We start from the raw sequence: 25914 nt of genomic DNA on the forward strand, positions 1-25914 counted from the left end.
TGTTGTTCGCGTCGAATCACACATCGCAGCGCTGAATAGCTGCCTGCAGTGATTCTATTTTTGCCTGTTGGCTAGTACGGTCAGGGAGAAATTCTTGGGCGATATAGCCCTGAAAGCCGGTATCTCGAATAGCGCGGCAAATCGCGGGGTAGTTGAGCTCTTGGGTGTCGTCTATTTCATGGCGCCCAGGCACACCGGCAGTATGGTAATGGCCGAAAAAGCGATGGTTTTCACTGATAGTGCGAATGACATCGCCCTCACTAATCTGCATGTGATAGATGTCATAGAGCAGCTTGAAGTTGGGCGAATCGAGGCGACGGCAAAGCTCAATGCCCCAAGCCGAGTTGTCACAAAGATAATCGGGGTGGTCGATTTTGCTGTTGAACAGCTCCATCTGTAGCACCACGCCTTTTGCCTCTGCCTGGGCAAGAATCTCCTTCAGCCCCGTTTCGGCATTTTGCAAACCCTGTTCAGGGCTCATACCCCGGGCATTGCCGCTAAAACAAATGAGATTGGTGTAGCCCGCTTGGCTGACCAGATCGATATGATGGAGGTATCGCTCAATCAGCTCTGAGTGAAAGCGGGTATCGCCCCAGCCATCCTCAAGGCTCAACTCAGCGCCATTACACATGGAAGAGTCGAGCCCATACCGCTGAAGCACAGGCCACTCTTCTGGCCCCACCAGATCAATCGCCGTAATGCCCAACTCAGTTGAAAGCTGGCAAAGCTCTTCCAAAGATAGAAAATCGAATGTCCAACGAGCGACTGAATGATGGATATTGCCTTTTAGCGCCCGCTGAGAAGGCATATCGTCAGCCAGGGTTCGAGAGCCAATCTGAGATAGCGCCGCCAGACCAATAGCACCGGTAACGCTGTGGCGCAGCAAGCTACGCCGATCAATAAGGTAGCGCTTCATAAAGCATCCTCGCGTTCGTCATCTAAATGAGATGGCCTAGGCGTGCATTACTCTTCTCGAAGCGCTGTCAGTTTTTCCTGTAAGAAGCTGTTGCCCTCGGTAATCACCGCTTCTGCGTCTAGTGGCATATCGTGTTCGATGATGTACCACTCAACACCAGCGGCCTCGATGGCGGGCAAGATTGCATCCCAATCCAGTACACCTTCCCCGAGTGTGGCGAAACCGCCCTCTTCTTCGGCGGTGCCTTCTGGAGCATTATCTTTGGCGTGTACAGCAAACAGTTGGCCATCGAAACGCGAGACATACTCAACCGGGTCAAACCCGCCACGTGCCACCCAGGCGATATCCAATTCCGCCAGCAGATCAGATCCAGCCGCATCAAACAGATGCTCTAACGCGGTTTTACCGTCATACACTTCCATCTCGAAATCATGGTTATGGTACGCCAAGCGGAAACCTTCGGCATCTAGCTCAGCGGCAATATCACCTAGCTCTTTACCCAGCGCCTGCCAGCCTTCGGCATCGCTAGGGCGTGCGTCCTCGGCTAGATAAGGCATTGTTAAGGTGTCGTTACCCACCGCCTGATTGAAAGCCACCGTGTCGTCTAAGCGATTGCGCAAATCGTCTAGCTGCACATGACTTGAGATCACCTCAAGCGCGTGCTCTTCTAACAAAGCGTTGAGTTCTTCGGCTGTCACGTCCTGGGTGCCCACCGTCTCAATGGCAGAGATTCCCGCTCGATTTACGGCGGCTAACTGCTCCTCCAAATTGCCAAAATCACGCAGCGTATACATTTGAACAGCAATGGGTAATTCTGCTGTGCTGCTTTGTTGAGCTTGAACAACGCCAGGCACACTCAGCACTGACAGCGCCACTGCACTAGCAGCCAGCAGAGCCTGTGAACTCAAACGCTTTGGGCGTAGCGGGGTATCCATATCCACCTCATTGTTGTTGGATTGTTATATATTGTGAAAGCGCCGACGCAAAAATGTAATCGGTTACATTTTTTTAGAACATCTCAGTAAAATGTGCAAGTCAGCCGCTTTTTTTACCGCTTTTAAGGGGACAAAAAGGACTTAATACTCACACAAGTCAATTCACAACCAATTGGTTATCAACAACATATAGACTATTAAAGAAAAACCTAATACTTTGGTATCAAGCAGTAGCGACGCTTACCTGCAACTCATTTCACTATTATTTTTGCCGTCTCCCAAGCTGATACAATGGCTATCGTTTCCATCCACCAACGGACATCAACGTGCCACTACGCGACCTGCTGCTCGGCCTCTTTGTTATCGCCATTTGGGCGCTGAATATCATTGTTATCAAGGTCGGTGTAGCGGAGCTACCGCCGCTATTGATGACCACCCTACGTTTTATGCTGGTCGCAGTTCTGCTGGTGCCCTTCTACCCGGTGGCGCGAGTGCAATTGCCGTTTTTGCTACTGTTATCCATCACCTTCGGCAGCCTCCACTTCGCTCTTCTGTTTATTGGTTTGGAGCATGCAGAAGCAGGTACCGGCGCGCTTTTAGTACAGATGGGCACGCCCTTTGCCACATTGCTAGCGGTCATCTTTCTAAAAGAGAAGCTAGGCCCCAAACGGATTGTCGGGCTGCTACTCTCTTTTGCTGGGGTAGTCGTACTGGCCGGTGGGCCAACGCTGCCCTCTCCTTTACCACTGGCGATTCTGTTGTGCAGTGCCATGGGCTGGGCGGTGTCGCAGCTGTTGATCAAGCGTGGCCCGCCCATTGCGCCGATGGCGTTGGCAGGCTGGGTGGCGCTGTTCGCGGTGCCTCAGGTAGGGTTGGGGTCATGGCTATTTGAGAGCGGTCAGTGGCAGGCGATGCAGCAAGCAACTTGGTTAGGCTGGGGGGCGATGATTTACACCGCCGTAATGTCGTCGATTGTCGCTTACGGGATTTGGTATGCGCTTTTACGCCGTCACCCGGTTAATCGCGTGGTACCCATGACGCTACTCGTACCGGTATTGGCAGTCGGCCTAGGCGCGCTGTTAATGGGCGACAGCCTAGGCGTGCATAAACTAGTGGGCGGCGGCTTAGTGGTCGCGGGTATAGCCCTGATTGTGATCAGATTTCGCCGCCGCCGATAAAGGTCATATCGAGGGAAATCAGCGTAGCGACATCGGCAGCAGCGCCGTCATCGAAACGTCACATATCCACTCAGGCCAATCAGTTAGACTGAACAGTCACCAAGCCGGGAGTTCCCTATGCAGATGCTGGCGCTTTACAGTATCAAGGGGGGCGTGGGCAAGACCGCCTCCGCCGTCAACCTCGCCGCCGAAGCGGCACGCGACGGCAGGCGAGTATTGCTGTGGGATCTCGATCCGCAGGCCGCCACCACCTTCTATCTACGCAGCAAACCCAAAGTGCGTGGTGGCGTCGGCAAACTGGTCAAGGGCAAGGCCGATCTCGACCGGGCGATCCGCGAGACCGACATCGAAGGGCTCGACCTGCTGCCAGCGGCGCTGGGCTCGCGTGACCTGGAAGCGTCGATGGAAACCCGCAAACCCAGCCGGCTGCGTAAGATCCTCAAGCCGGTGATGAGCAGTTACGACCTGGTGATACTCGACTGCCCGCCGAGCCTGTCGGCACTCGCCGAGCAGATCTTTTCAAGCGTCGATGCCCTGCTAGTGCCGATGGTACCGACCACCCTGTCGTTGCGCACTCTTGAGCAACTGGACGGTCATCTCGACGCGGTCGACCATGCCTGCCCGATCTGGCCATTCGTGACCCTCGCCGACCGTCGCAAGACCCTGCACCGCCAGGTGATGGAGAGTCTCAGCGAACGCTGGCCGAGGCGCCTATCGACGACCGTGCCCAACGCCAGTGAGGTCGAGCGTATGGGTATCGAACGCGCTCCGGTCGGGCATTTCGCCCGCAGCAGTCGGGGCAGTCGCGCCTACACCGCGCTGTGGCGAGAGATCGCGCAGCGTATGCAATGACCTTCTGAGCTTCGCTCTGCTGTTAATTGGCTTGCAGCAGGCGGAAGAGGTACCGGCGCGCTGTTAATGGACGACAGCCTAGGCGTGCATAAACGAGTCGGCGGCGGCTTAGTGGTCGAGGGTATAGCTCTGATCGTGGTCAGGTTTCGCCGCCGCCCAGTTTAATCTCCAGGCTGGCAGAAACCGGCTTCTTCAGGAATAGAAACACAGTCCCCTACTTTGATACCGCGCTCAGCAAAGTAGCCGCCATTAACCTCTAGCGCTGAATGATAAGCCGCACCTGCAGGATAAGAGGGGCAGTCGCTCGGCGACGAGGATTCGCAGGGCTGCATAGTATTAATCGCCGCAATCCGCCCATCGCTATCGATAAAGGCAATATCCAGAGGGATTAGCGTGCGATACATCCAAAAGGCATTGTTGGCCGACTGCTCGTTCTCAAAGCGAAACAGCATGCCACTTTTTTCGGGCAAGCTCTCACGCCCCATTAACCCGCGCTGACGCTGCGAAGCCGTTTCCGCTACTTCAACCTCTAGACGATGTGGGCCGCCCTCGCTGTGAATAGCCAGCGCCAGCGTCTGCATCTTTTGCGCAGATGCCTGCCCCCAAGCAAACGAGCTGAGTAGCGACATCTGCAGCAGTGCCGCCATCGGTAACAGTAAAGACGCCTTAAGCAGCGTGCGACGCGTGGGATCCATGCTTACTTCCTTTTGTCATGCGCATCTGCGCGAACTCGGTGGCCTGGCAAAAGGTAAATGCCTGCTGCCAGCAGCGAAACCTTCACCACGGCGCCGCTGGTTAACTGATTACGCCGGGCGGCATGGGTAGCAATATCAAAACGTAACATATCGCCGTGATCGACGCTTAGCGAAACTGAAGTGATGCCGCCCAGTACGACCAGTTCGCTAACGGTGGCAACGACCGGGTTCTCCCGCTCGCCGTGTGAAGGACGGCCGCGACGGTGAAGCACAATATCGGAGGGCGGCAAGTACCAGGTGACTGTTTCACCCAGCGTCAGATTATCTAGCCCCTCGGCTACCTCTAGATAATTTTCGCCCCACCGCAGCCGACGCTTGCCGTCCTCATCCACCACTATCCCTTCAAACAGATTATGGCGGTCTAACAAGCGCGCCACCAGCGGCGACAACGGCCGACGAAAAAGCACATCAGGAGCATCTTGCTGCAGGCTGACGCCGTTATGCAACACGCAGATTTGGTCGGCCAGCGCGGCGGCTTCTTCCAGGTCGTGGGTCACCAGTACAATAGGGATGTCGATCTGCTGACGCAGCAGCGCCAGCTCGCGCTGCAACCGCCGCCGGGTCACTTGATCCACCGCCGAAAACGGCTCATCGAGTAACAGCACTTTGGGGTCGCGGGCCAAGGCACGGGCCAGCGCCACACGCTGGCGCTGGCCCCCCGAAAGCGCGTTGGGGTAGCGCTTGCCCAGCCCGTCTAAACGCACCTTGGCTAGCCACTGCTCGGCCTGTTCACGGCGTTGCGGTTGGGGCAGGTGGCGCAGAGGAAGTTGAATATTTTGCGAGGCGGTTAGGTGCGGAAATAGCGCATAGTCCTGAAACACTATGCCGACCTGTCTACGCTGGGGCGAGAGTGAATGCTTACGTTCGGCGTCAAACCAAACCTCTCCAGCGCACTCCACTCGCCCGCCCTGGGGGCGATAAAGCCCGGCAATGGTGCGCAACAGCGTGGTTTTGCCGCTGCCCGATGGCCCTACCAGCGCCAGCAGTTCACCGGGTTGGCAAACAAACTCGGCGGCCAGTGGAATCGGCCCCGTTTGATTGACCGCCACGCTCAGCCCTGCAAGCGGCCCAGAGACCGGCTCTGTGATGCGAGAATCAGCCACGTACCCACCGTCTGCGCCCGGCCAGCCCATAGACGAGCCCCAAGGTAATAAACGATACCAACAGCAGCAGCGCCGACATCTGTGCAGCGCCCTGTTCATCGAAGGCCTGGACGCGATCATAGATGGCAATGGCGAGAGTGCGGGTTTCACCATCAATGGCGCCACCCACCATCAAGATGACGCCAAATTCGCCCAGCGTATGGGCAAAGGTAAGCGCTGCCGCTGACATAATGCCTGGCCACACCAAGGGCAGCTCGATGCGCAGCAGCGTCTGCCAAGGGCTTAGCCCACTGCACCAAGCCGCTTCACGCAGGTTGTGGGGCACATGTTCAAAGGCACGCTGAATGGGCTGCACGGCAAACGGCAAATTGGCGATCAGGGAGGCCAATAGTATGCCAGTGAAAGTGAAATTCAGCCCGCTACCGGTCATTGCTGCCCAAAACGAGCCCACTGGCGCGTCGCGGCCAAAGCTCAACAGCAGATAAAAGCCCAGTACGGTAGGCGGCAATACCAGCGGTAATGCGATCAGCGCTTCACATAGCCCTTTGCCGCGGAAACGCGCATAGGCCAGAGAGCGACCTAGCCAAATAGCGATGGGTAGCAGGATAAGACAGGTGAACGCCGCTAGGCGTAATGAGACCGAAAGCGCCGACCAATCCATTATGCTCCTTCCATTATTCGACGCTAAACCCGTAGGTACGCAAAATGGATTGTCCCTCGTCCTCTTGCAACCACTGATAGAAGGCCGTGGCAATATCTCCAGCCTGATTGGTCAGTACCATTCGCTGGCGTAGTGGGCTATGCCACTCTTCAGGGATAAGTACGTACTCACTTCGCTCACCTAGTGTGGGAGCCAGCGCCAAGGAGTAAGCCACCAGCCCACCGCGCGCATCGTCGGAGAGCGCAAACTGCGCCGCCTGGGAGACATTTTCGCCCAGTATCCGCAGCGGCTCTGTTTGCTCCCAAAGCCCGGCGTACTCAAGCGCCTGCCGCGCCGCCACGCCATAGGGGGCGTGTTCGGGGTTGGCCAGGGCGATGCGCTCAGTAGTCCCCGCCTCTAACGCGGTTTTAACCGCTTCAAGCGGCGTCTCCTCGTTAGGTAAATCACCACGCCCTGCGCGCTGCAGCCACACTAAACGACCAATGGCGTAAATCACGCCCTCATCTTGTGTGTAGCCCTCCTCATAAAGCGCTTGAACGTAGCTCTCGTCAGCGGAGAGATAGAGCTCAAAGGGCGCGCCCTGGGCAATTTGACGCCGGAAGTTGCCTGACGAGCCAAAGTTTAGCCGTAGGGCGTGGCCGGTTTCCTGCTGAAACTGCTCGGCGGCTTCTGTCAGCGCAAACTGTAGATCAGAGGCCGCCGCCACGATAGGCGCCTCCGCCTGCGCAGGGGAACCTATCAGAAGCAAGCAGGCGAGCAGCAACCCATGCGCTAATTTAGCTTTTAGCATGCTCGTCAGTAATCTCCATTACTTTCATGGTATTGGTGCCGCCATGGGCGTTCATATGGTCGCCGCGAGTTAGGATTACATGGTCGCCAGGTTTGGAGATACCGGTCTTGACAAGCATCTCGAGGGCACGGTCGTTTAGCTCGGTGGCGCTCATTTCGGAGGTATCGAACGGTAGCGAAACAACACCGCGGTAGAGCGCCATGCGGCGTTGGGCAATGGGATTATGCGCCAAGCCGACAATCGGCAGGCCCGAACGAATGCGCGAAGCGATCAGCGGTGTATAGCCCGATGAGGTCATACAGGCAATCGCGGTAATGCCGGTCATATGGTTGGCCGCGTACATGGCGGAGAGCGCAATGGTCTCGTCAGGGCGGGAAAAGCCTTCATGAATACGGTGACCGGACTCCTGGGCGGTTTTTTCCCGCTCAGCTCCCAGGCAAACACGTGACATGGCTTCTACGGTTTCCAGCGGGTAGTCGCCCGCCGCGGTTTCCGCCGAGAGCATGACCGCATCGCTGCCATCCAGCACCGCGTTGGCCACGTCAAACACCTCAGCGCGGGTGGGAAGTGGCGCTGAAATCATGCTCTCCATCATTTGCGTGGCGGTAATGACCGCACGATTTAGCGAACGTGCTCGTTTGATCATGCGCTTTTGCACGCCGACCAACTTGGCATCGCCAATTTCTACGCCTAGATCACCGCGCGCCACCATGACCGCCTCAGAAGCTTCGATAATGCCATCCAGGGTGGCATCATCCGCTACGGCTTCGGCACGTTCGACTTTGGCCACCAGGCCAATCTCTTTACCCGCCTCACCTAATAAGCGGCGTGCTTCGAGCATATCTTCAGCATGGCGGGGGAAAGAAATGGCCAGGTAATCGACGCCAATCTCAACGGCGGTCTTAAGGTCTTCTTTATCTTTTTCAGTCAATGCCGGAGCGGAGAGTCCGCCGCCCTGCTTGTTGATGCCTTTATGGTTAGAGAGCTTGCCACCCACTACCACGGTGGTATGCACCTGTTGGCCGTCAACACGGGCCACATCCAGCACTAAGCGCCCGTCATCTAACAGCAGGCGATCACCGGCGGTAACGTCTTGGGACAAGGTCTTATAGTCGCAGCCGACTTGATGCACATCGCCCGCATCGCCATCCAGCGCCATATCGAGAATAAACGGCTGGCCCTCTTTAAGCACCACAGCCCCCTCTCTAAACCGCGCAATACGAATTTTGGGCCCCTGCAGATCACCCAACACCGCGACGCTGCGGCCTAGCTTGGCGGCGATTTCACGTACCTCGTTTAGCCGGCGGCGGTGATCATCCGCTGTGCCATGGGAGAAGTTAAGACGCACCACATCGACACCCGCCTTGAGCATGGCTTCCAGCACGCCTTCCCGGTCGCTGGCAGGACCAAGGGTGGCGACAATTTTGGTACGACGGATCGAGGAGAAGTGCAGTGCGTTCATAATGTTCCAACCATGCAATTTAGCGTGTAGTGACTTTTATTAAGTAACTCTATTCAGTAACCCTAGCTTACCAGTTTAACGCGCTCTATATGACAGCAGTGCAACGCAGAGGGTTGGTTTAAGTCAACGTCACGGTGATCGCGAGAGGAAACTCATCGCAGTTATTGCCATTACCACCTCGATCCACCACCAAAAACTCGCCTTCACGCTCCAACACCGACTGAATGGCGTGCCAGGTGCCTGCGCGGTAATTCACGCCCTGGCGGCCATCGGTGACAAAAGCCCGCACGTCTGCAGGGTTAATATGTTCCCCCGGTGGCGCTACCACCACAATAAAACGCTCCTGATGCAGCGGCATAAACGCCTGACTGCCCTGGGGGTGACGCTCTAAAAACGTTAGCTCCAACGGCAGTGTGACCGGCTGGCTCACAAAGATATTAATCAGCGTGTGAGCGTTTTCACCCAGTGTTTCCACCTTGGCAAGATCATGGTGGCGCTGCGTGCGCCCGGCGTTGATGGGAAACGACGCTGAGGTGCGCGCATCCATCACATCGCCAAAAGGGGCGAAGGCCTCTGCGGTCAACGGCTCGGCTTTTAGCTCTAGCATTGTTGTGTCCTTCTAAAGTTCTTTGTTACTCAGCGTGGCATGGCCACTTCCAGCCTGATAAATGCACTAGTGGGAGGCAGCTTTAGCTCGCGACCCTTTAAAGCTGCCTGCTTGAAAAGCTGGAGCAACCAGTTTTAACGAGCACCCAGACGAAGAGCAGGATGGCGATTAACATCTTTATACAGCAGATATCGGAACGGCCCTGGGCCAGCGGCGTAGCAAGCCTGGGGGCAGAAGGCGCGTAACCACATGAAATCGCCCGCTTCCACTTCTACCCAGTTTTGATTCAGGTGATAAACGGCCTTGCCTTCGAGCACATAAAGGCCGTGTTCCATGACATGGGTTTCATCGAAAGGAATCACGCCGCCGGGCTGGAAGGTAACGATATTCACATGCATATCGTGGCGAACGTCCGCAGGGTCGACAAAGCGTGTGGTGGCCCAGCGTCCTTCCGTGCCCGGCATTTCGATAGGCGCAATGTCCTGCTCGTTGGTGACAAACGCCGTTGGCACCTCAAGCCCTTCCACAAACTCATAGGCCTTGCGTACCCAGTGGAAACGTACCGGCGCGTTGGATTCGTTGCGCACCTGCCACGAACTGCCAGGGGGAATAAACGCATAGCCGCCGGGCTGCAGGGAGTGGCGCTCGCCTGACAGAGTAAGCGTTAACTCACCTTCCACAATAAACAGCACGCCTTCCGCCTGGGGATCAGGCTCAGGCTTATCGCTGCCGCCCTGAGGCTGGACTTCCATAATGTACTGAGAGAACGTCTCGGCAAACCCCGACAGCGGACGCGCCAGCACCCATAGCCGGGTGCCTTCCCAAAACGGCAGATTACTGGTGACGATATCGCGCATCACGCCTTTGGGGATCAGCGCATACGCTTCAGTGAACACGGCGCGATCAGCGGTGATTTGCGTTTGCGGCGGGTGCCCGCCGGTGGGAGCGTAGTAAGTAGCTGGCATTTTTAAACCTATTTGACTTAGTAAAAACACAAGTTATTCATCTTGTATACAAGATTAGCTAACCACAATAAAGCAATCTTTAACAAAGCTCTTGTGAAACACTCCTCCCAATAGTAACTTCTTTAGAAACTTTCGTTTCATAATTCTAAGATCATACGAGCATGTCCAAAAACAGCAACCTCGGCGCGGCGTGACGCCCGCTAACCGCTGCTCAGGTCAGCTACTTATAACAAACGCGAGGCATAGCATGTCCCAACACACCCCCTCTTCGTCTTCCTCAGATCGCCCCACGCCCAAGAAAAGCTGGTGCCGGATCCCTGACATTTACGCGGTTCTGTTCATATTTATCGCCCTGGCCGCGATAGCAACGCACTTTGTGCCGGCCGGGCAGTTCGAGCGTGTTCCTGGCCCGAATGGGCGCATCACTATCGACCCGAACTCTTATGAGCAGATCGCTTCGTCACCAGTTGGCATCGTCGACTTTATGCTGGCGATCCCGAATGGCTTAATGAGTGCCGGTGAAGTTGTCTTTTTCACCTTCATGATCGGCGGTATGTTCATGGTGCTAAGGCGCACCGGCATTATTGAAATAGGTGTGGACAAGCTAACGCGCCGCTTTGCGCGACAGAACCTGCTCACTATCCCCGTGTTGATGACGGTTTTTGCCCTCATAGCGACGGTTATCGGTACCCAAGAGTTGGCGCTGGTCTATGTGCCGGTCATCTTGCCGCTGATGATTGCCTTGCGCTTTGATTCAGTCACGGCCGCGGCGGTGGCACTTTGTGCTACCACGGTCGGTTTCACGACGGGTGTGCTCAACCCCATCAATACCGGCCTAGGACAGCAACTCTCAGATCTTCCTCTCTACTCCGGCTATGGCTTGCGCGTTGTGGCGTTTGTGGTGATGTTAGCCGCGGCCATTTTCTTCGTTATGCGTTACGCCCGTATGGTGCATCAAACACCTTCACTTAGCCTGCTGAGCAGTGACACTAGCGAATCCGAAAAACGCTCGCTTTATCAACATGCTGACAATAGCCCAGCCTTAATCGCCAGCGCTCGCCAGAAGCTCGCGGCCATCGCCACCTTCGCCTTCTTCGCGGTACTCGTCTATGGCGTACTGCAGCAAGGCTGGTTCATGATGGAAATGGCAGGCCTGTTTATCATCATGGGCATTGTTGTGGGCCTAATAGCAGGCCTCGACACCGACGAAATATGCGCAGGCTTCAACCAGGGCTTCCGAGATGTGCTGGTCGGCGCCATGATCGCCGGCGTCGCACGCGGTGTTGCCGTGATGCTGGAAGATGGCCACATCATGGACACGCTGGTGTTTGGGCTTGGCAACCTCGTCGGAGGCCTGCCCACCCTGCTTTCGGCGATTGGCATGTTCTTCGCCCAGCTAGGCTTCAATTTCATTGTCCCCTCCGGTAGCGGCCAAGCACTGGTCACCATGCCACTGATGGCACCGCTCTCCGACATCATCGGCGTTACCCGCCAAACGGCGGTGCTGGCGTTCCAGTTGGGTGACGGTATCGGCAATATTTTATACCCGACCTCAGGCTACTTTATGGCGACCCTGGCACTGGCAGGTGTGCCATGGCAAAAGTGGGTCAAATTCTTCTTCCCACTTTTTTGCGTCTGGATAGCGATTGCCCTGGGCTTTCTTATTTTCGCCCAGGCAACCCAGTGGACCGGCTAGAAGTGGATCGACTAGAGCACGGCAGAGATAAACTGCTTTAGCTCCGGCGTTTGTGGGTTGCTGAATAACTCTCTGGGGGCGCCCTCTTCATGGATGCGCCCCTGGTGCATAAACACCACGCGGTCGGCCACATCACGTGCAAAGCTCATTTCATGGGTGACCAGAATCAGCGTCATGCCCTCGGCCGCCAACGCTTCCAATACGCGCAGCACTTCCCCGACCAGCTCAGGGTCAAGTGCTGAAGTCACCTCATCGCAGAGCATCACTTTGGGGCGCATGGCCAGCGCCCGGGCGATGGCGACCCGCTGCTGCTGACCACCGGAAAGCTGCGCCGGGTAGGCATCGTATTTGTCGGAGAGGCCCACTTTCTCAAGCACTTCGCGGGCGACTTTCTCGACCTCGGCTTTCTCCTCGCCACGCACCACCAGCGGCGCCAAACAGACGTTCTCACCCACGGTTTTATGGGGAAACAGATTAAAGCTTTGGAATACCATGCCGACGTTTTCACTCAGCTCTTTGGGCGACATTGACGCCGCATCGAGCTGCTTATCGGCAATGGTGATCTCGCCGCTGTCATGTTTTTCCAGCTGATTCAGGCAGCGCAGCAGGGTACTTTTACCCGAGCCACTGCGACCAATAATCGCCACCACTTCGCCTTGCGCAACTGAAAGGTTGATACCTTTAAGCACTTCCAGGTCGCCAAAGGCTTTATGAACGTTATCAACGTAAACCAGCGTCATAGAGCTTTTTCTCCAGATAGCGCGCGTAGCAGGAAAGTGGGTAGCACAGCGCGAAGTAAAGCAGAGCCACAAGGGCAAAAATGGTGAAGGGTTCGAAGGTGGCGTTATTGAGCATGGTGCCCGCCTTGGTCAGCTCGACAAAGCCGATGATGGAGGCCAGCGCCGTGCCTTTGATGACCTGTACCGAGAAACCCACCGTGGGCGGAATCGAAAGCCGCAGCGCCTGAGGTAGAATCACATGGCGCATGGTCTGGAAGTAGTTCATGCCCAGCACCCGCGCCGCGTGCCACTGCCCTTTGGCAACCGCCTCTAAACAGCCGCGCCAGATGTCACATAGAAAAGCACTGGTGAATAGTGTCAGTGCGATGGAAGCCGCCAACCAGGCAGAGATCGGATGCCCCATGGCAGCAGCGCCAAAGAAGATCAAAAACAGTTGCATCAACAGCGGCGTACCTTGGAACAGGTCAACATAAAGAGACGTTAAGCGCTGCAGCCAGCGGTTGCTGGAGAGGCGCATAAAGGTCAGTAGCAGTCCCACCGTCGCACCGCCCACAAAGGCAATCAACGACAGCACAATGGTCCAGCGGGTTGCCAGCAGCAGGTTGCGCAGAATGTCCCAGAAGGTGAACTCAATCATCGTTGTTCTCCATGCTGATAGGCGAATACCCGCTTGCCAACCAGCATAAAGCTGCGCCGCATGCCGAAGGCGAGGAGCAAATAGACCAGCGTGATCAGCAGGTAGACTTCAAAGCTGCGAAAGTTGCGCGATTGGATAAAGTTAGCGGCATAGGTCAGGTCAAATACCGATATTTGCGACACCACCGCCGAACCCAGCATCACAATGATAGACTGACTGATCAGCGCGGGGTATACCCTGGCAAACGCGGGCACCAGCACGATATGGCGATAGCTTTGCAGTGTGGTCAAGCCCAGTGCACGCCCAGCTTCTAACTGCCCTTTCGCCGTGGCGCTAATACCGGCGCGTAGAATCTCGGCGCTGTAAGCGGCCAGGTTGAGCGTCATGGCAATAAACGCCGCGGTAATGGCATCAATTTTAATGCCGAGCCCCGGCAGTCCAAAGAAGATAAAGAACAGTTGCACAATGAAGGGCGTATTGCGGGTTACTTCGACGTAGCCGCCTAGCCCCCAGCGCACCCATGGCTGCGCGTTGACGCGTAAATACGCCACTGCCACCGCCAGCGCTAGCCCCGTCAAGGTGGTCACCACGGTCAAAACGACCGTGGTGGTAAGACCTTTGAGGAGCTCACTGGCGTAGGGCAACAGGGTAAGAAAATCGAGTGTTGGCCCCATGCTAAACCTCAGCTACCGAAGTTTTCAGGCAGGTCGGCACTGAACCAGCGCTGAGATAGCTCATTCAGGGTGCCATCTTCCAGGCCTTGTGCGATCAGGCGATTCACTTCTTCCATTAACGCTGGCTCGTTTTTATTCATGCCCACGTAGCAGGGTGAATCTTTGAGCTGATAAATCAGCGAGGGCGCACGGTCGCTGTTTCGTTCGGCGATTTCGGCGGCGACTACGTTACCGGTGGCTACGTAATCGACCTGACCGGAAAGAAACGCAGAAATGGTGGTGGCGTTGTCTTCAAAGCGCTGCACCGTCGTGGAGTCCGGGGCAATATTGGAAAGCTCCATATCTTCCACGGCACCGCGGGTTACCCCAATGGTTTTATCGGCCAGTCCTTCTGGGCCTTCCACGCTTTCATCTTCATCAGCGCTGAACACGCCTAGAAAGAACGGCGCGTAGGCATCAGAGAAATCAATTGCCGCTTCACGCTCCGGGTTCTTACCCAGGCTAGAGATCACCAGGTCCGCCTGGCCGGTCTGTAAGTAAGGGATACGGTTAGCGCTAGTCACGGTAATCAGTTCTAGCTGAACGCCCATTTCGTCAGCGAGGTATTGGGCCATATCAATATCGTAGCCGCGCGGCTGCAAGTCGGTGCCTACCGAGCCAAACGGTGGAAAATCTTGCGGGACAGCTATCCGGATAGTGCCGCGTGATTCGATATCTTCTAGCGCATCCGCCTGAACGTTTGGGCTAGCGGTAATAGCACCGAGGGCCACAGCGGCACTCAGCCCTGTGGCTAAAACACCGGACTGTAGGCGTTTGAATTGGTTAGAGAAAGAGTGATTGAAACGGTGCGATAGCGATTTCATGGTGTTCTCCTAATAAGAGCAGCCTGACAAGGGCATGTCGGCCAGTGAGTAGCCGTAGCGGTATTAGTAAGGGATGCAGAGCGAGTGAAAGCTTTGTTGCATAAAACCCAACAAAGAAACTTTCGTTTCACCTGACCACCTATTAGCAACAGCGATACCAGAAGTGGCTAACGTTTTTTAGAACAGCAGCTTAGCGGACACGCAAAGCCACAACGCAGCGATTGCCGCGTTGAGAGGAAGGTATAAAAAGAGAGAGATGCAACGTTCTGGTGCAGTTTTCATCCTTTAATAGGACGAGATGCACCATTAAAGGTGGCCCAGCCTATTGAGCGCTCCAATCCACGCTCATCGTAGGCGCCTCCAACTCACTAAGCTCGGCGTAAACATCGCTGATCGCGCTGATGCGCTCTCGACCTTCTGCAAGGCGACGGTGCAGTACGCCGTTGGCAATCAGGCAGATCAGGCTATTGGTGGCGGCGTAGCTATCGAAGGCGGAGAGGCTTTCCAGCGGCGTTTCAAAAAACCACGTTACTTGTGAGGCGAAATTGACCGCGGTGGGGTCAGCCAGCAAGGCTACCTTGGCCGGTGAGCGCTCAAGTGCATTAATTAGCGAAGCAAATGCCGCTGGGCGGCGGCGAAAACCAAACAGCACCACCACGTCCTGCTCGGTGAGATCGACGATCTCTTCCGCTAACGACTGATTTGGATGAGGAACCACTCGCACCTGGGTGCGCGCCTGAATCAACTGCTGGCGAAAATGCAGCGCTAGCGGGTAGCTGTTACGAAAACCGATCACGACCACATGACGCGCGCTATCCAACCGCTCTACCAGTGCCGCAAATTGATCCGCCGCAATGCCATTTAAGCAGCGCTGCAGATTATCCTGCTCCCGCTGCAGATGGCGCTGAAACGGCGCCCCGGCCTCTTCCTGCATGGCGTTGGCGTCGATCACCAAAGGCACACCCAGGTTACGTAGCTGGCGGGCGTGGTCTTTAACGGTGCGGTAGCTCTCGAACCCCAGCCGCTTGAATAGGCGGCTAACCGTCGATTTGGATACCCCGGTCAAACGCGCCAAATCAGCGGCGCTATACACCGCCAGATCATCAAAGTGATCGAGAATAAAGCTCGCCACCCGCTGCTCCTGGGCAGTTAGCGCGTCAAACTGGGCGGTAATTCGCTGTCCGATATGCGGCGTCATAGCATCCTATTAAACTGCTTAATTAACGAGTTGCCGGGTGGTGCTCTGCCCAGTGACGGGCAATATCGACCCGCCGGGCAACCCACACGCGGTCGTGGGTTTCGATGTAATCCAAAAAGCGCTGCAGAGCGCGAAAACGCCCAGGGCGACCCAATAAACGGCAATGCATGCCCACCGAGAGCATTTTGGGTGCCTCCTCCCCTTCTGCGTAAAGTACATCAAAGGCATCGCGCAGGTAGGTAAAGAAGTGATCCGCCGTATTGAAACCTTGCGGCGCGGCAAAACGCATATCGTTGCTGTCCAGCGTGTAGGGCACGATCAGGTGGTTGTGGTCACCGCCCTGACTATCGGTCTCCTGCGTCCAGAAAGGCAAGTCGTCGCCGTAGTAGTCGCTATCGTAAAGGAAACCACCTTCGTCTAGCACTAAGCGCCGGGTATTGGGACTATCGCGACCGGTGTACCAGCCTTGGGGTTTTTCGCCATAGAGGCGTTGAAAAATCTCCATGGCCTGCTGTAGATGCTCGCGCTCAACGTGCTCGGGCACTTCCTGATAGTGAATCCAGCGATAGCCATGGCAAGCAATCTCGTGGCCCAGCTCTTTAAATGCCAGGGCGACATCCGGGTTACGCTCCAGCGCCATGGCAACGCCAAACACCGTGAGCGGCAAATCACGCTTCTCAAATTCACGCAGAATGCGCCATACCCCGGCGCGAGAGCCGTACTCGTAGATCGACTCCATGCTCAAGTGGCGATCCGGATAAGCCGGTGCGCCGATAATTTCCGATAGGAACTGCTCGGAGCCTGAGTCGCCGTGCAACACGCAGTTTTCGCCGCCCTCCTCGTAGTTGAGCACAAACTGAACGGCAATTTTGGCCTTGTTTGGCCAGTTGGCGTGGGGCGGGTTGCGTCCATAACCGATCAAATCGCGGGGATAGTGGCCCTTAGGTGACGACGACATAGCTAGCTCCTTGATTCATACAAACCCGGGCAGATCATTGGCAAATAGCCGCCCAGCAATACAGAAAATTATTTGTATACAAAATAGCGACATTCATAACCAACCGCAACGCGGTCGACCGCTAATCCCCTGACGCTAATAGCGTTTCTTAGTTTAAAAGGCGTTAAGCCATTGAATCCTGAACAAATGGTCAAGTTTTATCAGCTGCTTTTTTATTGCCGATTGCTCATTAGTCCCTTGCGCCACGTAGAAAACCGCCCTATTTTTGTATACAAGAAATGCCATATTGTTTACACACGGAATAGCTATCGTGCATATACGCATTATTAACCCCAACACAACGTCCTCCATGACCGCTGCTATTCATCAGGCAGCGCAGCAGCAGGCGGGCACTGGCACCAAGGTGAGCGCTTCACAGCCGGACGCTGGCCCGGTTTCTATCGAGAGCCATTTCGACGAAGTGATCAGTGCGGTAGGAGTGGCCGAAGAAGTTCTAAAAGGCGAACGCGAAGGCGGCATCGATGCCTATGTGGTGGCCTGTTTTGGTGACCCAGGCCTGCTCGCAGCGCGGGAGCTAACCCGTGCGCCGGTGATTGGTATCGCTGAAGCGGCCTTTCATCTTGCCACGCTGGTGAGCACGCGCTTTTCCATTGTTACCACCCTGGGCCGCACCGGCATTATCGCCGAGCACTTGCTACAGCAGTACGGCTTTAGCCACCACTGCCGCCGCATTCGCGCTGCGGAAATTCCGGTGTTGGATCTTGAGCACCACCCTGAAGTGGCGTTTACCCGCATTTTTGAAGAGTGCTGCCGCGCCCGGGATGAAGACGGCATTGGCGCCATCGTTTTAGGCTGTGGTGGCATGGCTAATTTGACCCAGCAGATCAGCCGCGAAGTGGGCCTGCCAGTCGTAGAAGGTGTTACCGCCGCGCTGAAACTGGCGGAATCACTGGTGAGTTTGGGGCTGCATACCAGTAAATATGGAGACCTTGCCTACCCACGGCCAAAGACCTTTACCGGTAAGTTTTCTGAGCTCTCGGATCTTGCGCTACCGCTTAAATAACAGTTCCAAAAAATAATAGTGACTCAACAACACCTAATAACAATAGCTTAAATAGAGTTTTAAAAAGTACGTCCATTAGCACGCCACGCCGCAAGCGTTTCCCGATACCTAATCGGGGATTAATAAAAACCGACAATCTTGCGAGGACGACAACATGAGCGCTTCAACCTCGGCTCTTGCGTCAGAAGAACGATCCGATGCTGGATCAAAAGCACTCGGGGCAGAAAGCCTGGCCCCACAACACACCCGGATAATGGGGCGCGGCTCCTATTTTCTGGCGTGGTTCGGCGGCTGCGTTTCCATTGGCACCTTTGCCATGGGCTCAAGCGTAGTCGGCACCCTGAACCTGTTACAAGCTACGCTGGCCATTGCCATCGGCTGCTTTGTAATCGGGATTGCCTTGGCCATCAACGGGGCCGCGGGCTACAAGTACGGCATTCCGTTTATGGTGCAAGCGCGCAGCGCGTTCGGCTTTACCGGCACGCGCTTACCGGGCTTGGTACGCGCAGTGCCAGCGGTAGTGTGGTACGGCTTTCAAAGCTGGATTGGTGCTGGGGCACTCAATATGGTGTCGGCGACACTGTTCGGTTTCGACAACCTTATCTTCTACTTTATTTCCTTCCAGTTCCTACAAATTGGCCTGTCGGTAATGGGTTTCCAGGGCATCAAGTGGTTAGAGAATATCGGCAGCGCCTTTATCCTCGCCTCGCTGGTCTATATGTTTTACGCCACGGTGCAGCGCTATGGCGATGAGCTTTCCGCCAGCCTGCTGACCATGGAAGGCTCCTGGGGCATGCCGTTCTGGGGCGCGACCATGCTCTTCCTGGGCATCTACAGCACCATGATGCTCAACGTCAGCGACTACTCCCGCGAGCACAAAAAGGGCACCGCTCAAAGCCTGTTGACCACTATCTACGCCATGTCGATTCTACCCTGCACCCTGTTTATGGGCTTGATCGGCTATATGGTCTCGCAAGCTACTGGCACCGCCGATCCTATCCAGGTGTTCGCCAATGCCGTCGACAACACCCCGCTGCTGATGACTACCCTTCTGTTCATCGCCTTCGCCCAGGTCACCACCAACGTACTCAACAACGTGGTACCGCCGACCTATGTATTGATGGACATCTTTAAGATCAAGTTCTCGGTCGCCACGGTGATCGTTGGCTTGCTGGCCTTTGCCACCTTCCCCTGGAAACTGGTTCAGCCGGGTTCTGCGGCAGGCCTCCAGCTATTTGTGCAAACTTATTCCGCCTTTTTGGGCCCCATCTTCGCCATTCTGGTGATCGATTATTATGTGATTCGCCGCCGCACGCTGGATATCAATAAGCTGTATGACGCCACCGGCCCCTACCAAGGCGTGAACTTAGCCGCTTTCGTCGCCACGGCGGTGGGCATTGTGGCGGCGCTCTCTTTCTCGGCGATCTCGTGGTACGCCAGCCTGATACCCGCAGGTGTTACCTACTACCTGCTTATGAAGTACTGGGCTCCCTGCCAGCGCTTTAGCCAGTAACTCCCTTTGCCAACCGAAGAGCTAATAAGATGAAAGAGAGCAACGACGTTAGTGACCTGGATATTAAGCACATTGATCCCACGCTCTATAACGAGGATCTCGCGCCGCTTAAACCCCAGGATCGTAACTGGGGCGCCTTTGAGATATTTAACGTTTGGTCTAACGATATCCAGAGCCTGTTTGGTTACACCCTGGCGGCCTCGCTGTTTTTAACCTACGGCCTGAACGGCTGGGCGGTGATGGCGGCGATTATTCTGGCGGGCGTGATCGTAATGTTTTTGGTCAACCTCACTGGTAAGCCCAGCGTTAAATACGGTATTCCTTTCCCAGTGATGGTGCGCGCCAGCATGGGCGTACGTGGCGCGAACCTACCCGCGATGCTGCGCGCCATCGTGGGGATTTTTTGGTACGGCGTGCAGACCTACTTCGCCTCCACCGCCGTCACCCTGCTGATTACGGCATTTTTTGGCGCGGGCAATGGCAGCACCTTCCTGGGGCTTTCCGGCGTGGCCTGGGTGTCGTTTGTGATTGTGTGGCTATTCCAGATCGCGATTTTCTGGCAGGGCATTGAGCGCATTAAGCACTTCCTCAACTGGGCGGGCCCGTTGGTCTACGTGGTGATGTTGGTGCTGATGATTATTGTTTGGTATCAGGCGGGAAGTGAGTTGATCCCTGCCATTGGTACTATTTTTAGCGGTGGCAGTGAAACCAGCGGTAGTTCGATCGCGGCCTTTATGGCGATTGTGGGCACCATGGTGGCGTACTTTGCAGCGGTGGTAATCAACTTCGGCGACTTCACTCGATTTGTAAAAACCGAACGCCAGATGAAGCTCGGCAACCTGTTGGGCTTACCGCTGAACGTGGCATTCTTCTCGTTTATCGCGCTGATTATTACCGCTGGTACTCTGGTGCTGTTTGGCGAGGCGCTGACTAATCCTGCCGATATCGTTGAGCGGGTAGATTCATTGCCGCTCACTATTGTCGCCGCACTGACCTTCTTTGCCGCCACGGTAGGTATCAACCTGGTCGCCAACTTCATTCCGCCCGCCTACGACCTGGCCAACCTATTCCCCAGCAAAATCAGCTTCAAGATGGGCGGCCTGATTACCGCGGCAATCGCATTCTTTGTCGGCGCGCTATGGCTCTCAGTCATCAGTCAGATTGGCGTTCCCGGCTTTGTGAATGCACTAGGCGCCACCGTCGCGCCCTTCTACGGCATTATCGTGGTCGACTACTACCTGATTAAGCGTCAGCACCTGAACATGCAGGAGCTGTTCTCATCAGCGCCCGGCAGCGCCTACTACTATATGAACGGCTGGAACACCCGTGCTCTTATCGCCTTTGGCGTTGCAGCGCTGTTCTCGCTTTCTACCGTGTTGGTACCCGCGCTATCGAGCCTAGGTGGTTACGGCTGGCTGATTGGTGCAGGCTTAGGTGGGTTGTTCTACTACGGGTTGATGCGGCAGTTTAAGGCTGCGCCTGCGTTGGCTCAACAGTAGACAAAAGGGTCGTAACTAACTAGAAGCTAGTACAAGCGCCATCGTTTTTTACCGATGGCGCTTTTTTTGTGGCGCAGGCTGGCGCGGCCGATTTGGAACCTGCCGACATCCTCCCATGGCTCTACCAATCAAAGTATTTTGCGGTGTCAAAACTCAGCGAAATGAGATATTTTCGAGCTGTAATGCGCGCTTTTCTGGTAGGCTCAAGGGTCATGTGCTTATTTTTCAGAAAAGGCATTTGATTAAAATCATTCAAAAACAACATGTTATAAAAAGGTTATCTATGTTTATGCGCAAGTTAAAAGAGCGACCTGGAATGTTTATAAGCATGCGCAATTTTCTGGCGGCCTTTATCAGGATAAAGTGAGTGTTTTTATTTTATATCAGACACTTGTTGCTTATTGGTGGTTTTTGGCTTCCCTGGAAAATGCGCATGCGTATGAATAAACTGTTAGGCAATCATAAAAACGCACGTAATTTATAAGGATAAATATGAAGCCTCGAATATTCATAGGTTCATCAGTGGAAGGTTTAAGCGTCGCATACGCCATTCAGCAAAACTTAACATATGATGCTGAATCGACAGTGTGGGACCAAGGGATATTTGAGCTTTCTCAAACCACAATTGAATCACTTTCAGACGTGGTTGATAACTCAGATTTTGGGATCTTTGTTTTTACGCCTGATGACATCACTACGATCCGGGGCAAAGAAAACAATACAATTCGTGACAACGTAATATTCGAGTTTGGATTGTTTATAGGTCATCTAGGCCGAGATAGAGTTTTCTTCATCACTCCAGCTGGGTCTGACTTCCGCCTGCCCACCGATTTGTTAGGGGTTACTCCTGGAAAATACGATCCAAGCCGGAAAGATGGGAGTCTACAGGCTGCTTGTGGGCCAGCATGTAATCAAATACGACAAACAATCAAAAAGCTTCCTCTATTAACATCTCAAGATAAAGAAAATGAAGCAGATGAGGCTGAGGAAGACAGAAAGAGTAAAAATAGTGATTGGATATTTGATCTTGTTGACAATAAATTCTCATTAGCGAGAGATAAGATTAAAGAAGAAATAAAAGAAAAATCAGGAACGGATCTTTTAGAAGCTAACGCTTGGCTAGCGTATGTGAATTTTAAAGAGGATGAAGTTTCAGGATTGGGACCTCTATTAGAGATCGCCAAGGCAAATGAAGGCGAGCCAAAAATACTGGCACTTGTTGCACGAATGTTTCTTTGGGAGACCTATACTAATTATTCGTTAGAAATAATAAATAGCTCACTGGAGAAATATCCGCAAAACAACGAATTTATAATTATTAAATCAGAGTGCTTAAAAACCGATGGTGATATCGATTCCGCTATCAGGGAATTAGGGAAATATGGATTTAACAATGTTCCTGAAGTTGCAATTTCACTTTCAGAACTGCATGAAGAAAAAGGAGATTTAGAGGGTGCTATAGGATCCATTAGCTCTTCGTACTTAAAGTATCCTAACAATAAATCCGTATTATATAAATATGCAAGACTTCTTCAAGATGAGGGGCGCAATAAAGAGGCACTGTATTTGCTCAAAAAACTGGTAACAGAGTATCCGGACGAGGTCGCGTACTGGGGGTATTTGAGCAACACTTGCCTGCAGCTCGATCTTCATGAAAAGGCAATGTCTTCTTGCAAAAAAGCTCTAGACCTTTCTCAAGGAAAGGAAGCTTGGATACTTCATAACATAGGAAATATGTTTAAGAATAAAGGTTTCTATTCCGAGGCGGAAGAATGGCTTAATAAAGGGCTTGAAGTCGAGCCTAAGTCTGAGTATGCACATGATAGGCTTTCTGGCGCAATAAAAAGTAGAAATGAGGAACAAAGAAAGTTTTTGGACTTTTGTAATGAAGGGCGTATTGCCCTTCGCCGGAAATATCAAGAGAAGTCAGACAGCCTAACCAGTGAATGAAGCCGACCAATTTTCCGCTACCGCTTCGAATTGACGGCTTATTCAAGGCGTTATACGCCCCGGAAAATGTGGAGCTTCCCGATATGAGTTGGCAACAATGGATTGATGCTGCTGCGCCAGACCTAATAGTGGCCTCAGTTGTAGGTGTAATTGTGGTAACGGCCGGAAGCGCTCTTGCTGTGCTTTGGAATCTTCGCCAGAAGGCAAGAGAAATTGATCTAGAAACCGCTCGGGAATTTCACGCGCACTATGGGTCATTCTTTTCAGTGTGGAAGATTTGGAATCGACACGTAGAGAGTGGCGTCAAGGACGCGGCAAGAGAAAATGAGATATTTGAGAAGGCAGCGATCGCCGAAGGCGGCATGGAGTCAATCCTTAGTCGGGTGGCCGCACATAGAAAACTAACAGAAGAAATGGTGGAAGACCTGGCTTGCTTTAGGCAGGGATTTCAGTGCTTGCGACAAGCCATTCGTAATGGAGAGAAGCTCATGTGGCGGTCATCCAGCGTACAGGAATACCATCGCTTTAAAGAACTCTCAAATCGAGTATCTGGAATCATTATTAATCGCCCACTGATTCTGCCATTCCAGGCGGTACCTAGATATGTTGCGTGGGCTAAGATCACATCAAATGAGTGGGAAGGTAAGTGGGTGGGTGCGCATAACCGGCGCGACGGCCCTGACGGGCCGCGGTCTGAGCTCAAACGTTAGAAACCATACGGAGGCTCAATGTCATTTCGAGCAATAGATCCTGAAAACGGAGTAATACAAGAAGCGGATTGGTTCCATGAGCGTAGAAAAAAGTAGGACTATGTGAGGTATGTAATTCTGAGATAGAACTTCGAGCTGAAACCTCTATCGAAACCTCTATCCATTTCTGGCATGGCAAAGGCTTACCTTGTCCAACCATAAAGAAAAACAGGAAGAGATATGAAGATCTTCCGGCGACCCAGATTGATAAAGAGGCAGGGAAAGCTCTGCGTCAAGAGGTAAGAGATAATGCATATTTAATTTACGGTTGCTGCAGTGCAATAGTTGACGGTTTAAAATATCCAGGATTCAAAGAGCTTTTTGCGAAAGCAACTGAAAAGGGAATTTGGGACTATAAAGGCTTGGCACTAAATTACGTGCCATATCTTCTTGTAACCTTCCATGAAATGTTTTACGCAAAAGGCAGCAAACTTAGAGATGATCGTTTTTATGTGATTCTTGAACCTAGTATAAATTACCTAGATGATTTTTGGAATCAACCTGGCTTTATCAAGCAAAAAATATGGAAAGTATCACCAGAAAAGGGCGTTCTAGAAGAAATAGATATTTTAGCCGAGTTAGACCCAGAGCCTAACTGGTTTAAAAGTGCAAAAAAATGGTTGAAAATCTAGTTTCTAAAAAGCGCATGTTACCGAACTGGTTTTTCGCTGCGCTCCAAACCAGCCGCAAATGCGGGCGTAAGAGCATCATTGATTCAGTGGCGGGAGGAGTATGATAATGTCACACCTCTCCCATGTTTGGAGCATCAGCCATGAGCATGCACCGGAAAACCATCACGCTGACTGAACAGCAAAACGGCTGGGTGAAAGCCCAGATTGAAAGCGGCCACTTTGGCAACGATAGTGAATACATTCGCGATCTCATCCGAAGGGATCAGCAGGCCAAGCAACGTCTTGCCATGCTAAGGCAAGCCCTCGCTGAGGGTGAGTCAAGCGGGAACCCGAAACCCCTGGATATATCGGCTATCAAGGCGGCTGGCCGTAAGCGGATCAAGGCGGTTGATTAGTGCTTGAATTGAATGTCACGCCAAAGGCGGAATCTGATCTCATTGGAATTTGGGTGTATACCTGTGAGGAATGGGGCGTTGATCAGGCGGATAATTACCTGGATCGGCTTGAGACCGGCATGAAACGGCTGATTGATCATCCATCACTTGGCGCGAACTACGACCATGTTTTTTCTGGTTATCGCAGATTACAGGTCGAGCACCACGCTGTTTTTTATCAACTGCATGACTTGGAAGTGCTCGTTGTTCGTGTGCTTCACGAGGACATGGATGCACCGGAAAGGCTTCTGGAGTAGGGGGAGCTATATTTTCGGCGCAGCTTCAAGGTCTCCATCAAGCCCCGTTCCGTTGCCGCCCAACAAGCTGCAGCTTAAAGCCGCCACACTCAACCCCCAAATATCTGCTGCAAATCCGGCACGTTCTCTTCCTCTTCAACCATGGAGAGCGAGGCTTCGATGGCTTTTAGGTGGCGGCTCATAAAGGCTTTTGCCCGCTCGCCGTTACCTGTTTCCAGGTAGCCGATCAGATCATCGTGATCGTGGGATTCACAGCCTAAATGGCCGCGATGGCCGTAGACGGCGAGTATCAGTGAAGAACGCGAACAGAGACGTTCAACAAACTCTGCCAGGGTGGCGTTGCCTGAGAGCTGCGCTAAACGCACATGGAAGTCGGCCGATAGGCGAATAGCCACGCTCTGTTGGCCGCTGCGCAGCGCTTGGCGCTCTTGGCGGGCCATGTCGCGCAGCTCCGCTGCTTCTTTTTCGCCCATGCGCCGAGCTACGTCGGGCATTAATCCGCACTCGATTAACTGGCGGGCATCGAATACGTCTTTGGCTTCATCGGCGGTGGGCCGGGTAACACTGGCGCCACGGCGCGGTGTTAGCGTGACTAACTGCTCCAGCGCCAGGCGCTGCAGGATTTTACGAATACCGGTGCGACTAATGCCAAAGACTTCCGCCAGCGCATCTTCGCGCAACCGTGCGCCGGGCTTTAAGCGCTGCTCGACAATGGCATCGCTCACAGAGCGATAGATGGCATCGTGGCGCTCATCGCCCTCTTTGCTATTTTTCGTTTCTTTAGCAGGAGCGCGCCGTTTTTCCGGCGCCTGCGCATCACTCATAGC

27 protein-coding genes are annotated in these 25914 nt (G+C 53.9%); 11 read left to right on the forward strand and 16 right to left on the reverse strand.

Annotated features, from left to right (window positions below; genetic code table 11):
• Positions 1–16: 16 nt before the first annotated feature.
• Entirely contained in the window at positions 17–916 is a 900-nt protein-coding gene (locus tag ACW17M_RS16075; protein WP_041158868.1) for a hydroxypyruvate isomerase family protein, read from the reverse strand.
• A 47-nt stretch (positions 917–963) separates the two neighbouring features.
• Positions 964–1851 (reverse strand): sugar phosphate isomerase/epimerase family protein, encoded by an 888-nt coding sequence (locus ACW17M_RS16080; protein ID WP_457547756.1) that lies wholly within the window; start codon positions 1849–1851, stop codon positions 964–966.
• Between the two features lie 326 nt (positions 1852–2177).
• On the opposite strand from ACW17M_RS16080, the gene ACW17M_RS16085 reads away from it, so the two are divergent.
• Both ACW17M_RS16085 and ACW17M_RS16090 read left to right on the forward strand, forming a co-directional pair.
• The gene (locus tag ACW17M_RS16085) at positions 2178–3029 is read left to right on the forward strand and encodes a DMT family transporter (RefSeq protein WP_022522271.1); all 852 of its coding nucleotides are present in this window, start codon (positions 2178–2180) and stop codon (positions 3027–3029) included.
• Between the two features lie 117 nt (positions 3030–3146).
• Entirely contained in the window at positions 3147–3881 is a 735-nt protein-coding gene (locus tag ACW17M_RS16090; RefSeq protein ID WP_190374713.1) for a ParA family protein, read from the forward strand.
• 161 nt (positions 3882–4042) lie between these two features.
• On the opposite strand, the gene ACW17M_RS16095 is transcribed toward ACW17M_RS16090, so the two are convergent.
• The 7 genes from ACW17M_RS16095 to ACW17M_RS16125 all read right to left on the reverse strand — a co-directional run bounded on the left by ACW17M_RS16095 (position 4043) and on the right by ACW17M_RS16125 (position 10224).
• Entirely contained in the window at positions 4043–4576 is a 534-nt protein-coding gene (locus ACW17M_RS16095) for a DUF192 domain-containing protein (protein ID WP_457547757.1), read from the reverse strand.
• A gap of 2 nt (positions 4577–4578) precedes the next feature.
• Complete coding sequence (locus ACW17M_RS16100; RefSeq protein WP_457547758.1) at positions 4579–5739, reverse strand: ABC transporter ATP-binding protein; 1161 nt, start codon at positions 5737–5739, stop codon at positions 4579–4581.
• Positions 5732–6400, reverse strand: a complete 669-nt coding sequence (modB, locus tag ACW17M_RS16105; protein WP_027958096.1) for a molybdate ABC transporter permease subunit — start codon at positions 6398–6400, stop codon at positions 5732–5734. The genes ACW17M_RS16100 and modB overlap by 8 nt, the downstream gene beginning before the upstream one ends.
• 13 nt (positions 6401–6413) lie before the next feature.
• On the reverse strand, positions 6414–7190 hold the full coding sequence (modA, locus tag ACW17M_RS16110; RefSeq protein ID WP_041158871.1) for a molybdate ABC transporter substrate-binding protein: 777 nt from the start codon (positions 7188–7190) through the stop codon (positions 6414–6416).
• Complete coding sequence (gene pyk, locus ACW17M_RS16115; RefSeq protein WP_041158872.1) at positions 7177–8652, reverse strand: pyruvate kinase; 1476 nt, start codon at positions 8650–8652, stop codon at positions 7177–7179. The genes modA and pyk overlap by 14 nt, the downstream gene beginning before the upstream one ends.
• A gap of 118 nt (positions 8653–8770) precedes the next feature.
• The gene (locus ACW17M_RS16120; RefSeq protein WP_041158873.1) at positions 8771–9259 is read right to left on the reverse strand and encodes an ureidoglycolate lyase; all 489 of its coding nucleotides are present in this window, start codon (positions 9257–9259) and stop codon (positions 8771–8773) included.
• Between the two features lie 134 nt (positions 9260–9393).
• Positions 9394–10224, reverse strand: a complete 831-nt coding sequence (locus ACW17M_RS16125; protein ID WP_039859406.1) for a bifunctional allantoicase/(S)-ureidoglycine aminohydrolase — start codon at positions 10222–10224, stop codon at positions 9394–9396.
• Positions 10225–10471: 247 nt separating this feature from the next.
• On the opposite strand from ACW17M_RS16125, the gene ACW17M_RS16130 reads away from it, so the two are divergent.
• Positions 10472–11920, forward strand: coding sequence for a YfcC family protein (locus ACW17M_RS16130; protein ID WP_457547759.1), 1449 nt, complete (start codon positions 10472–10474; stop codon positions 11918–11920).
• Between the two features lie 11 nt (positions 11921–11931).
• On the opposite strand, the gene ACW17M_RS16135 is transcribed toward ACW17M_RS16130, so the two are convergent.
• From ACW17M_RS16135 to puuE, 6 genes are all read right to left on the reverse strand, one after another.
• Positions 11932–12660, reverse strand: a complete 729-nt coding sequence (locus ACW17M_RS16135) for an amino acid ABC transporter ATP-binding protein (protein WP_141440718.1) — start codon at positions 12658–12660, stop codon at positions 11932–11934.
• A complete protein-coding gene (locus tag ACW17M_RS16140; RefSeq protein ID WP_022522260.1) occupies positions 12641–13297 on the reverse strand; it encodes an amino acid ABC transporter permease in 657 nt (218 codons plus the stop codon). The genes ACW17M_RS16135 and ACW17M_RS16140 overlap by 20 nt, the downstream gene beginning before the upstream one ends.
• Positions 13294–13971, reverse strand: coding sequence for an amino acid ABC transporter permease (locus ACW17M_RS16145; protein WP_457547760.1), 678 nt, complete (start codon positions 13969–13971; stop codon positions 13294–13296). Before ACW17M_RS16145 ends, ACW17M_RS16140 begins: the two co-directional genes overlap by 4 nt.
• An 8-nt stretch (positions 13972–13979) precedes the next feature.
• Complete coding sequence (locus ACW17M_RS16150) at positions 13980–14834, reverse strand: transporter substrate-binding domain-containing protein (protein ID WP_141440716.1); 855 nt, start codon at positions 14832–14834, stop codon at positions 13980–13982.
• Between the two features lie 322 nt (positions 14835–15156).
• Positions 15157–16032, reverse strand: a complete 876-nt coding sequence (locus ACW17M_RS16155; RefSeq protein WP_041158875.1) for a MurR/RpiR family transcriptional regulator — start codon at positions 16030–16032, stop codon at positions 15157–15159.
• A 22-nt stretch (positions 16033–16054) separates the two neighbouring features.
• Positions 16055–16990, reverse strand: coding sequence for an allantoinase PuuE (puuE, locus tag ACW17M_RS16160; RefSeq protein ID WP_457547761.1), 936 nt, complete (start codon positions 16988–16990; stop codon positions 16055–16057).
• Between the two features lie 310 nt (positions 16991–17300).
• On the opposite strand from puuE, the gene ACW17M_RS16165 reads away from it, so the two are divergent.
• The 8 genes from ACW17M_RS16165 (at position 17301) to ACW17M_RS16200 (ending at position 25087) form a co-directional block, all read left to right on the forward strand.
• Positions 17301–18053, forward strand: coding sequence for an aspartate/glutamate racemase family protein (locus ACW17M_RS16165; protein WP_457547762.1), 753 nt, complete (start codon positions 17301–17303; stop codon positions 18051–18053).
• Between the two features lie 154 nt (positions 18054–18207).
• Positions 18208–19566, forward strand: a complete 1359-nt coding sequence (locus tag ACW17M_RS16170) for an NCS1 family transporter (protein ID WP_457547763.1) — start codon at positions 18208–18210, stop codon at positions 19564–19566.
• A gap of 29 nt (positions 19567–19595) precedes the next feature.
• Positions 19596–21065, forward strand: a complete 1470-nt coding sequence (locus ACW17M_RS16175) for an NCS1 family nucleobase:cation symporter-1 (RefSeq protein ID WP_457547764.1) — start codon at positions 19596–19598, stop codon at positions 21063–21065.
• 492 nt (positions 21066–21557) lie between these two features.
• The gene (locus tag ACW17M_RS16180) at positions 21558–23015 is read left to right on the forward strand and encodes a TIR domain-containing protein (protein WP_457547765.1); all 1458 of its coding nucleotides are present in this window, start codon (positions 21558–21560) and stop codon (positions 23013–23015) included.
• 83 nt (positions 23016–23098) lie between these two features.
• Positions 23099–23725: a hypothetical protein gene (locus tag ACW17M_RS16185; RefSeq protein WP_457547766.1), complete on the forward strand. Its 627-nt coding sequence runs from the start codon at positions 23099–23101 to the stop codon at positions 23723–23725.
• Positions 23726–24126: 401 nt separating this feature from the next.
• Complete coding sequence (locus tag ACW17M_RS16190; RefSeq protein WP_457547767.1) at positions 24127–24396, forward strand: hypothetical protein; 270 nt, start codon at positions 24127–24129, stop codon at positions 24394–24396.
• A gap of 140 nt (positions 24397–24536) precedes the next feature.
• The gene (locus tag ACW17M_RS16195; protein ID WP_457547768.1) at positions 24537–24791 is read left to right on the forward strand and encodes a type II toxin-antitoxin system ParD family antitoxin; all 255 of its coding nucleotides are present in this window, start codon (positions 24537–24539) and stop codon (positions 24789–24791) included.
• On the forward strand, positions 24791–25087 hold the full coding sequence (locus ACW17M_RS16200) for a type II toxin-antitoxin system RelE/ParE family toxin (RefSeq protein ID WP_457547769.1): 297 nt from the start codon (positions 24791–24793) through the stop codon (positions 25085–25087). Before ACW17M_RS16195 ends, ACW17M_RS16200 begins: the two co-directional genes overlap by 1 nt.
• Before the next feature lie 89 nt (positions 25088–25176).
• Here ACW17M_RS16200 and ACW17M_RS16205 read toward each other — a convergent pair whose 3' ends face one another.
• Entirely contained in the window at positions 25177–25911 is a 735-nt protein-coding gene (locus ACW17M_RS16205; protein WP_022522245.1) for a GntR family transcriptional regulator, read from the reverse strand.
• Positions 25912–25914: the final 3 nt, after the last annotated feature.

It is taken from the genome of Vreelandella sp. 2A-K22, assembly GCF_054065485.1.

Coding starts and splice junctions, on each gene's coding strand:
- ACW17M_RS16180 (WP_457547765.1), top strand. CDS start 21,558: ATGAAGCCTCGAATATTCATAGGTTCATCAGTGGAAGGTTTAAGCGTC.
- ACW17M_RS16145 (WP_457547760.1), bottom strand. CDS start 13,971: ATGGGGCCAACACTCGATTTTCTTACCCTGTTGCCCTACGCCAGTGAG.
- ACW17M_RS16095 (WP_457547757.1), bottom strand. CDS start 4,576: ATGGATCCCACGCGTCGCACGCTGCTTAAGGCGTCTTTACTGTTACCG.
- pyk (WP_041158872.1), bottom strand. CDS start 8,652: ATGAACGCACTGCACTTCTCCTCGATCCGTCGTACCAAAATTGTCGCC.
- modA (WP_041158871.1), bottom strand. CDS start 7,190: ATGCTAAAAGCTAAATTAGCGCATGGGTTGCTGCTCGCCTGCTTGCTT.
- ACW17M_RS16150 (WP_141440716.1), bottom strand. CDS start 14,834: ATGAAATCGCTATCGCACCGTTTCAATCACTCTTTCTCTAACCAATTC.
- ACW17M_RS16155 (WP_041158875.1), bottom strand. CDS start 16,032: ATGACGCCGCATATCGGACAGCGAATTACCGCCCAGTTTGACGCGCTA.
- ACW17M_RS16080 (WP_457547756.1), bottom strand. CDS start 1,851: ATGGATACCCCGCTACGCCCAAAGCGTTTGAGTTCACAGGCTCTGCTG.
- ACW17M_RS16195 (WP_457547768.1), top strand. CDS start 24,537: ATGAGCATGCACCGGAAAACCATCACGCTGACTGAACAGCAAAACGGC.
- ACW17M_RS16125 (WP_039859406.1), bottom strand. CDS start 10,224: ATGCCAGCTACTTACTACGCTCCCACCGGCGGGCACCCGCCGCAAACG.
- ACW17M_RS16205 (WP_022522245.1), bottom strand. CDS start 25,911: ATGAGTGATGCGCAGGCGCCGGAAAAACGGCGCGCTCCTGCTAAAGAA.
- ACW17M_RS16140 (WP_022522260.1), bottom strand. CDS start 13,297: ATGATTGAGTTCACCTTCTGGGACATTCTGCGCAACCTGCTGCTGGCA.
- ACW17M_RS16185 (WP_457547766.1), top strand. CDS start 23,099: ATGAGTTGGCAACAATGGATTGATGCTGCTGCGCCAGACCTAATAGTG.
- puuE (WP_457547761.1), bottom strand. CDS start 16,990: ATGTCGTCGTCACCTAAGGGCCACTATCCCCGCGATTTGATCGGTTAT.
- modB (WP_027958096.1), bottom strand. CDS start 6,400: ATGGATTGGTCGGCGCTTTCGGTCTCATTACGCCTAGCGGCGTTCACC.
- ACW17M_RS16175 (WP_457547764.1), top strand. CDS start 19,596: ATGAAAGAGAGCAACGACGTTAGTGACCTGGATATTAAGCACATTGAT.
- ACW17M_RS16075 (WP_041158868.1), bottom strand. CDS start 916: ATGAAGCGCTACCTTATTGATCGGCGTAGCTTGCTGCGCCACAGCGTT.
- ACW17M_RS16135 (WP_141440718.1), bottom strand. CDS start 12,660: ATGACGCTGGTTTACGTTGATAACGTTCATAAAGCCTTTGGCGACCTG.
- ACW17M_RS16090 (WP_190374713.1), top strand. CDS start 3,147: ATGCAGATGCTGGCGCTTTACAGTATCAAGGGGGGCGTGGGCAAGACC.
- ACW17M_RS16170 (WP_457547763.1), top strand. CDS start 18,208: ATGAGCGCTTCAACCTCGGCTCTTGCGTCAGAAGAACGATCCGATGCT.
- ACW17M_RS16130 (WP_457547759.1), top strand. CDS start 10,472: ATGTCCCAACACACCCCCTCTTCGTCTTCCTCAGATCGCCCCACGCCC.
- ACW17M_RS16120 (WP_041158873.1), bottom strand. CDS start 9,259: ATGCTAGAGCTAAAAGCCGAGCCGTTGACCGCAGAGGCCTTCGCCCCT.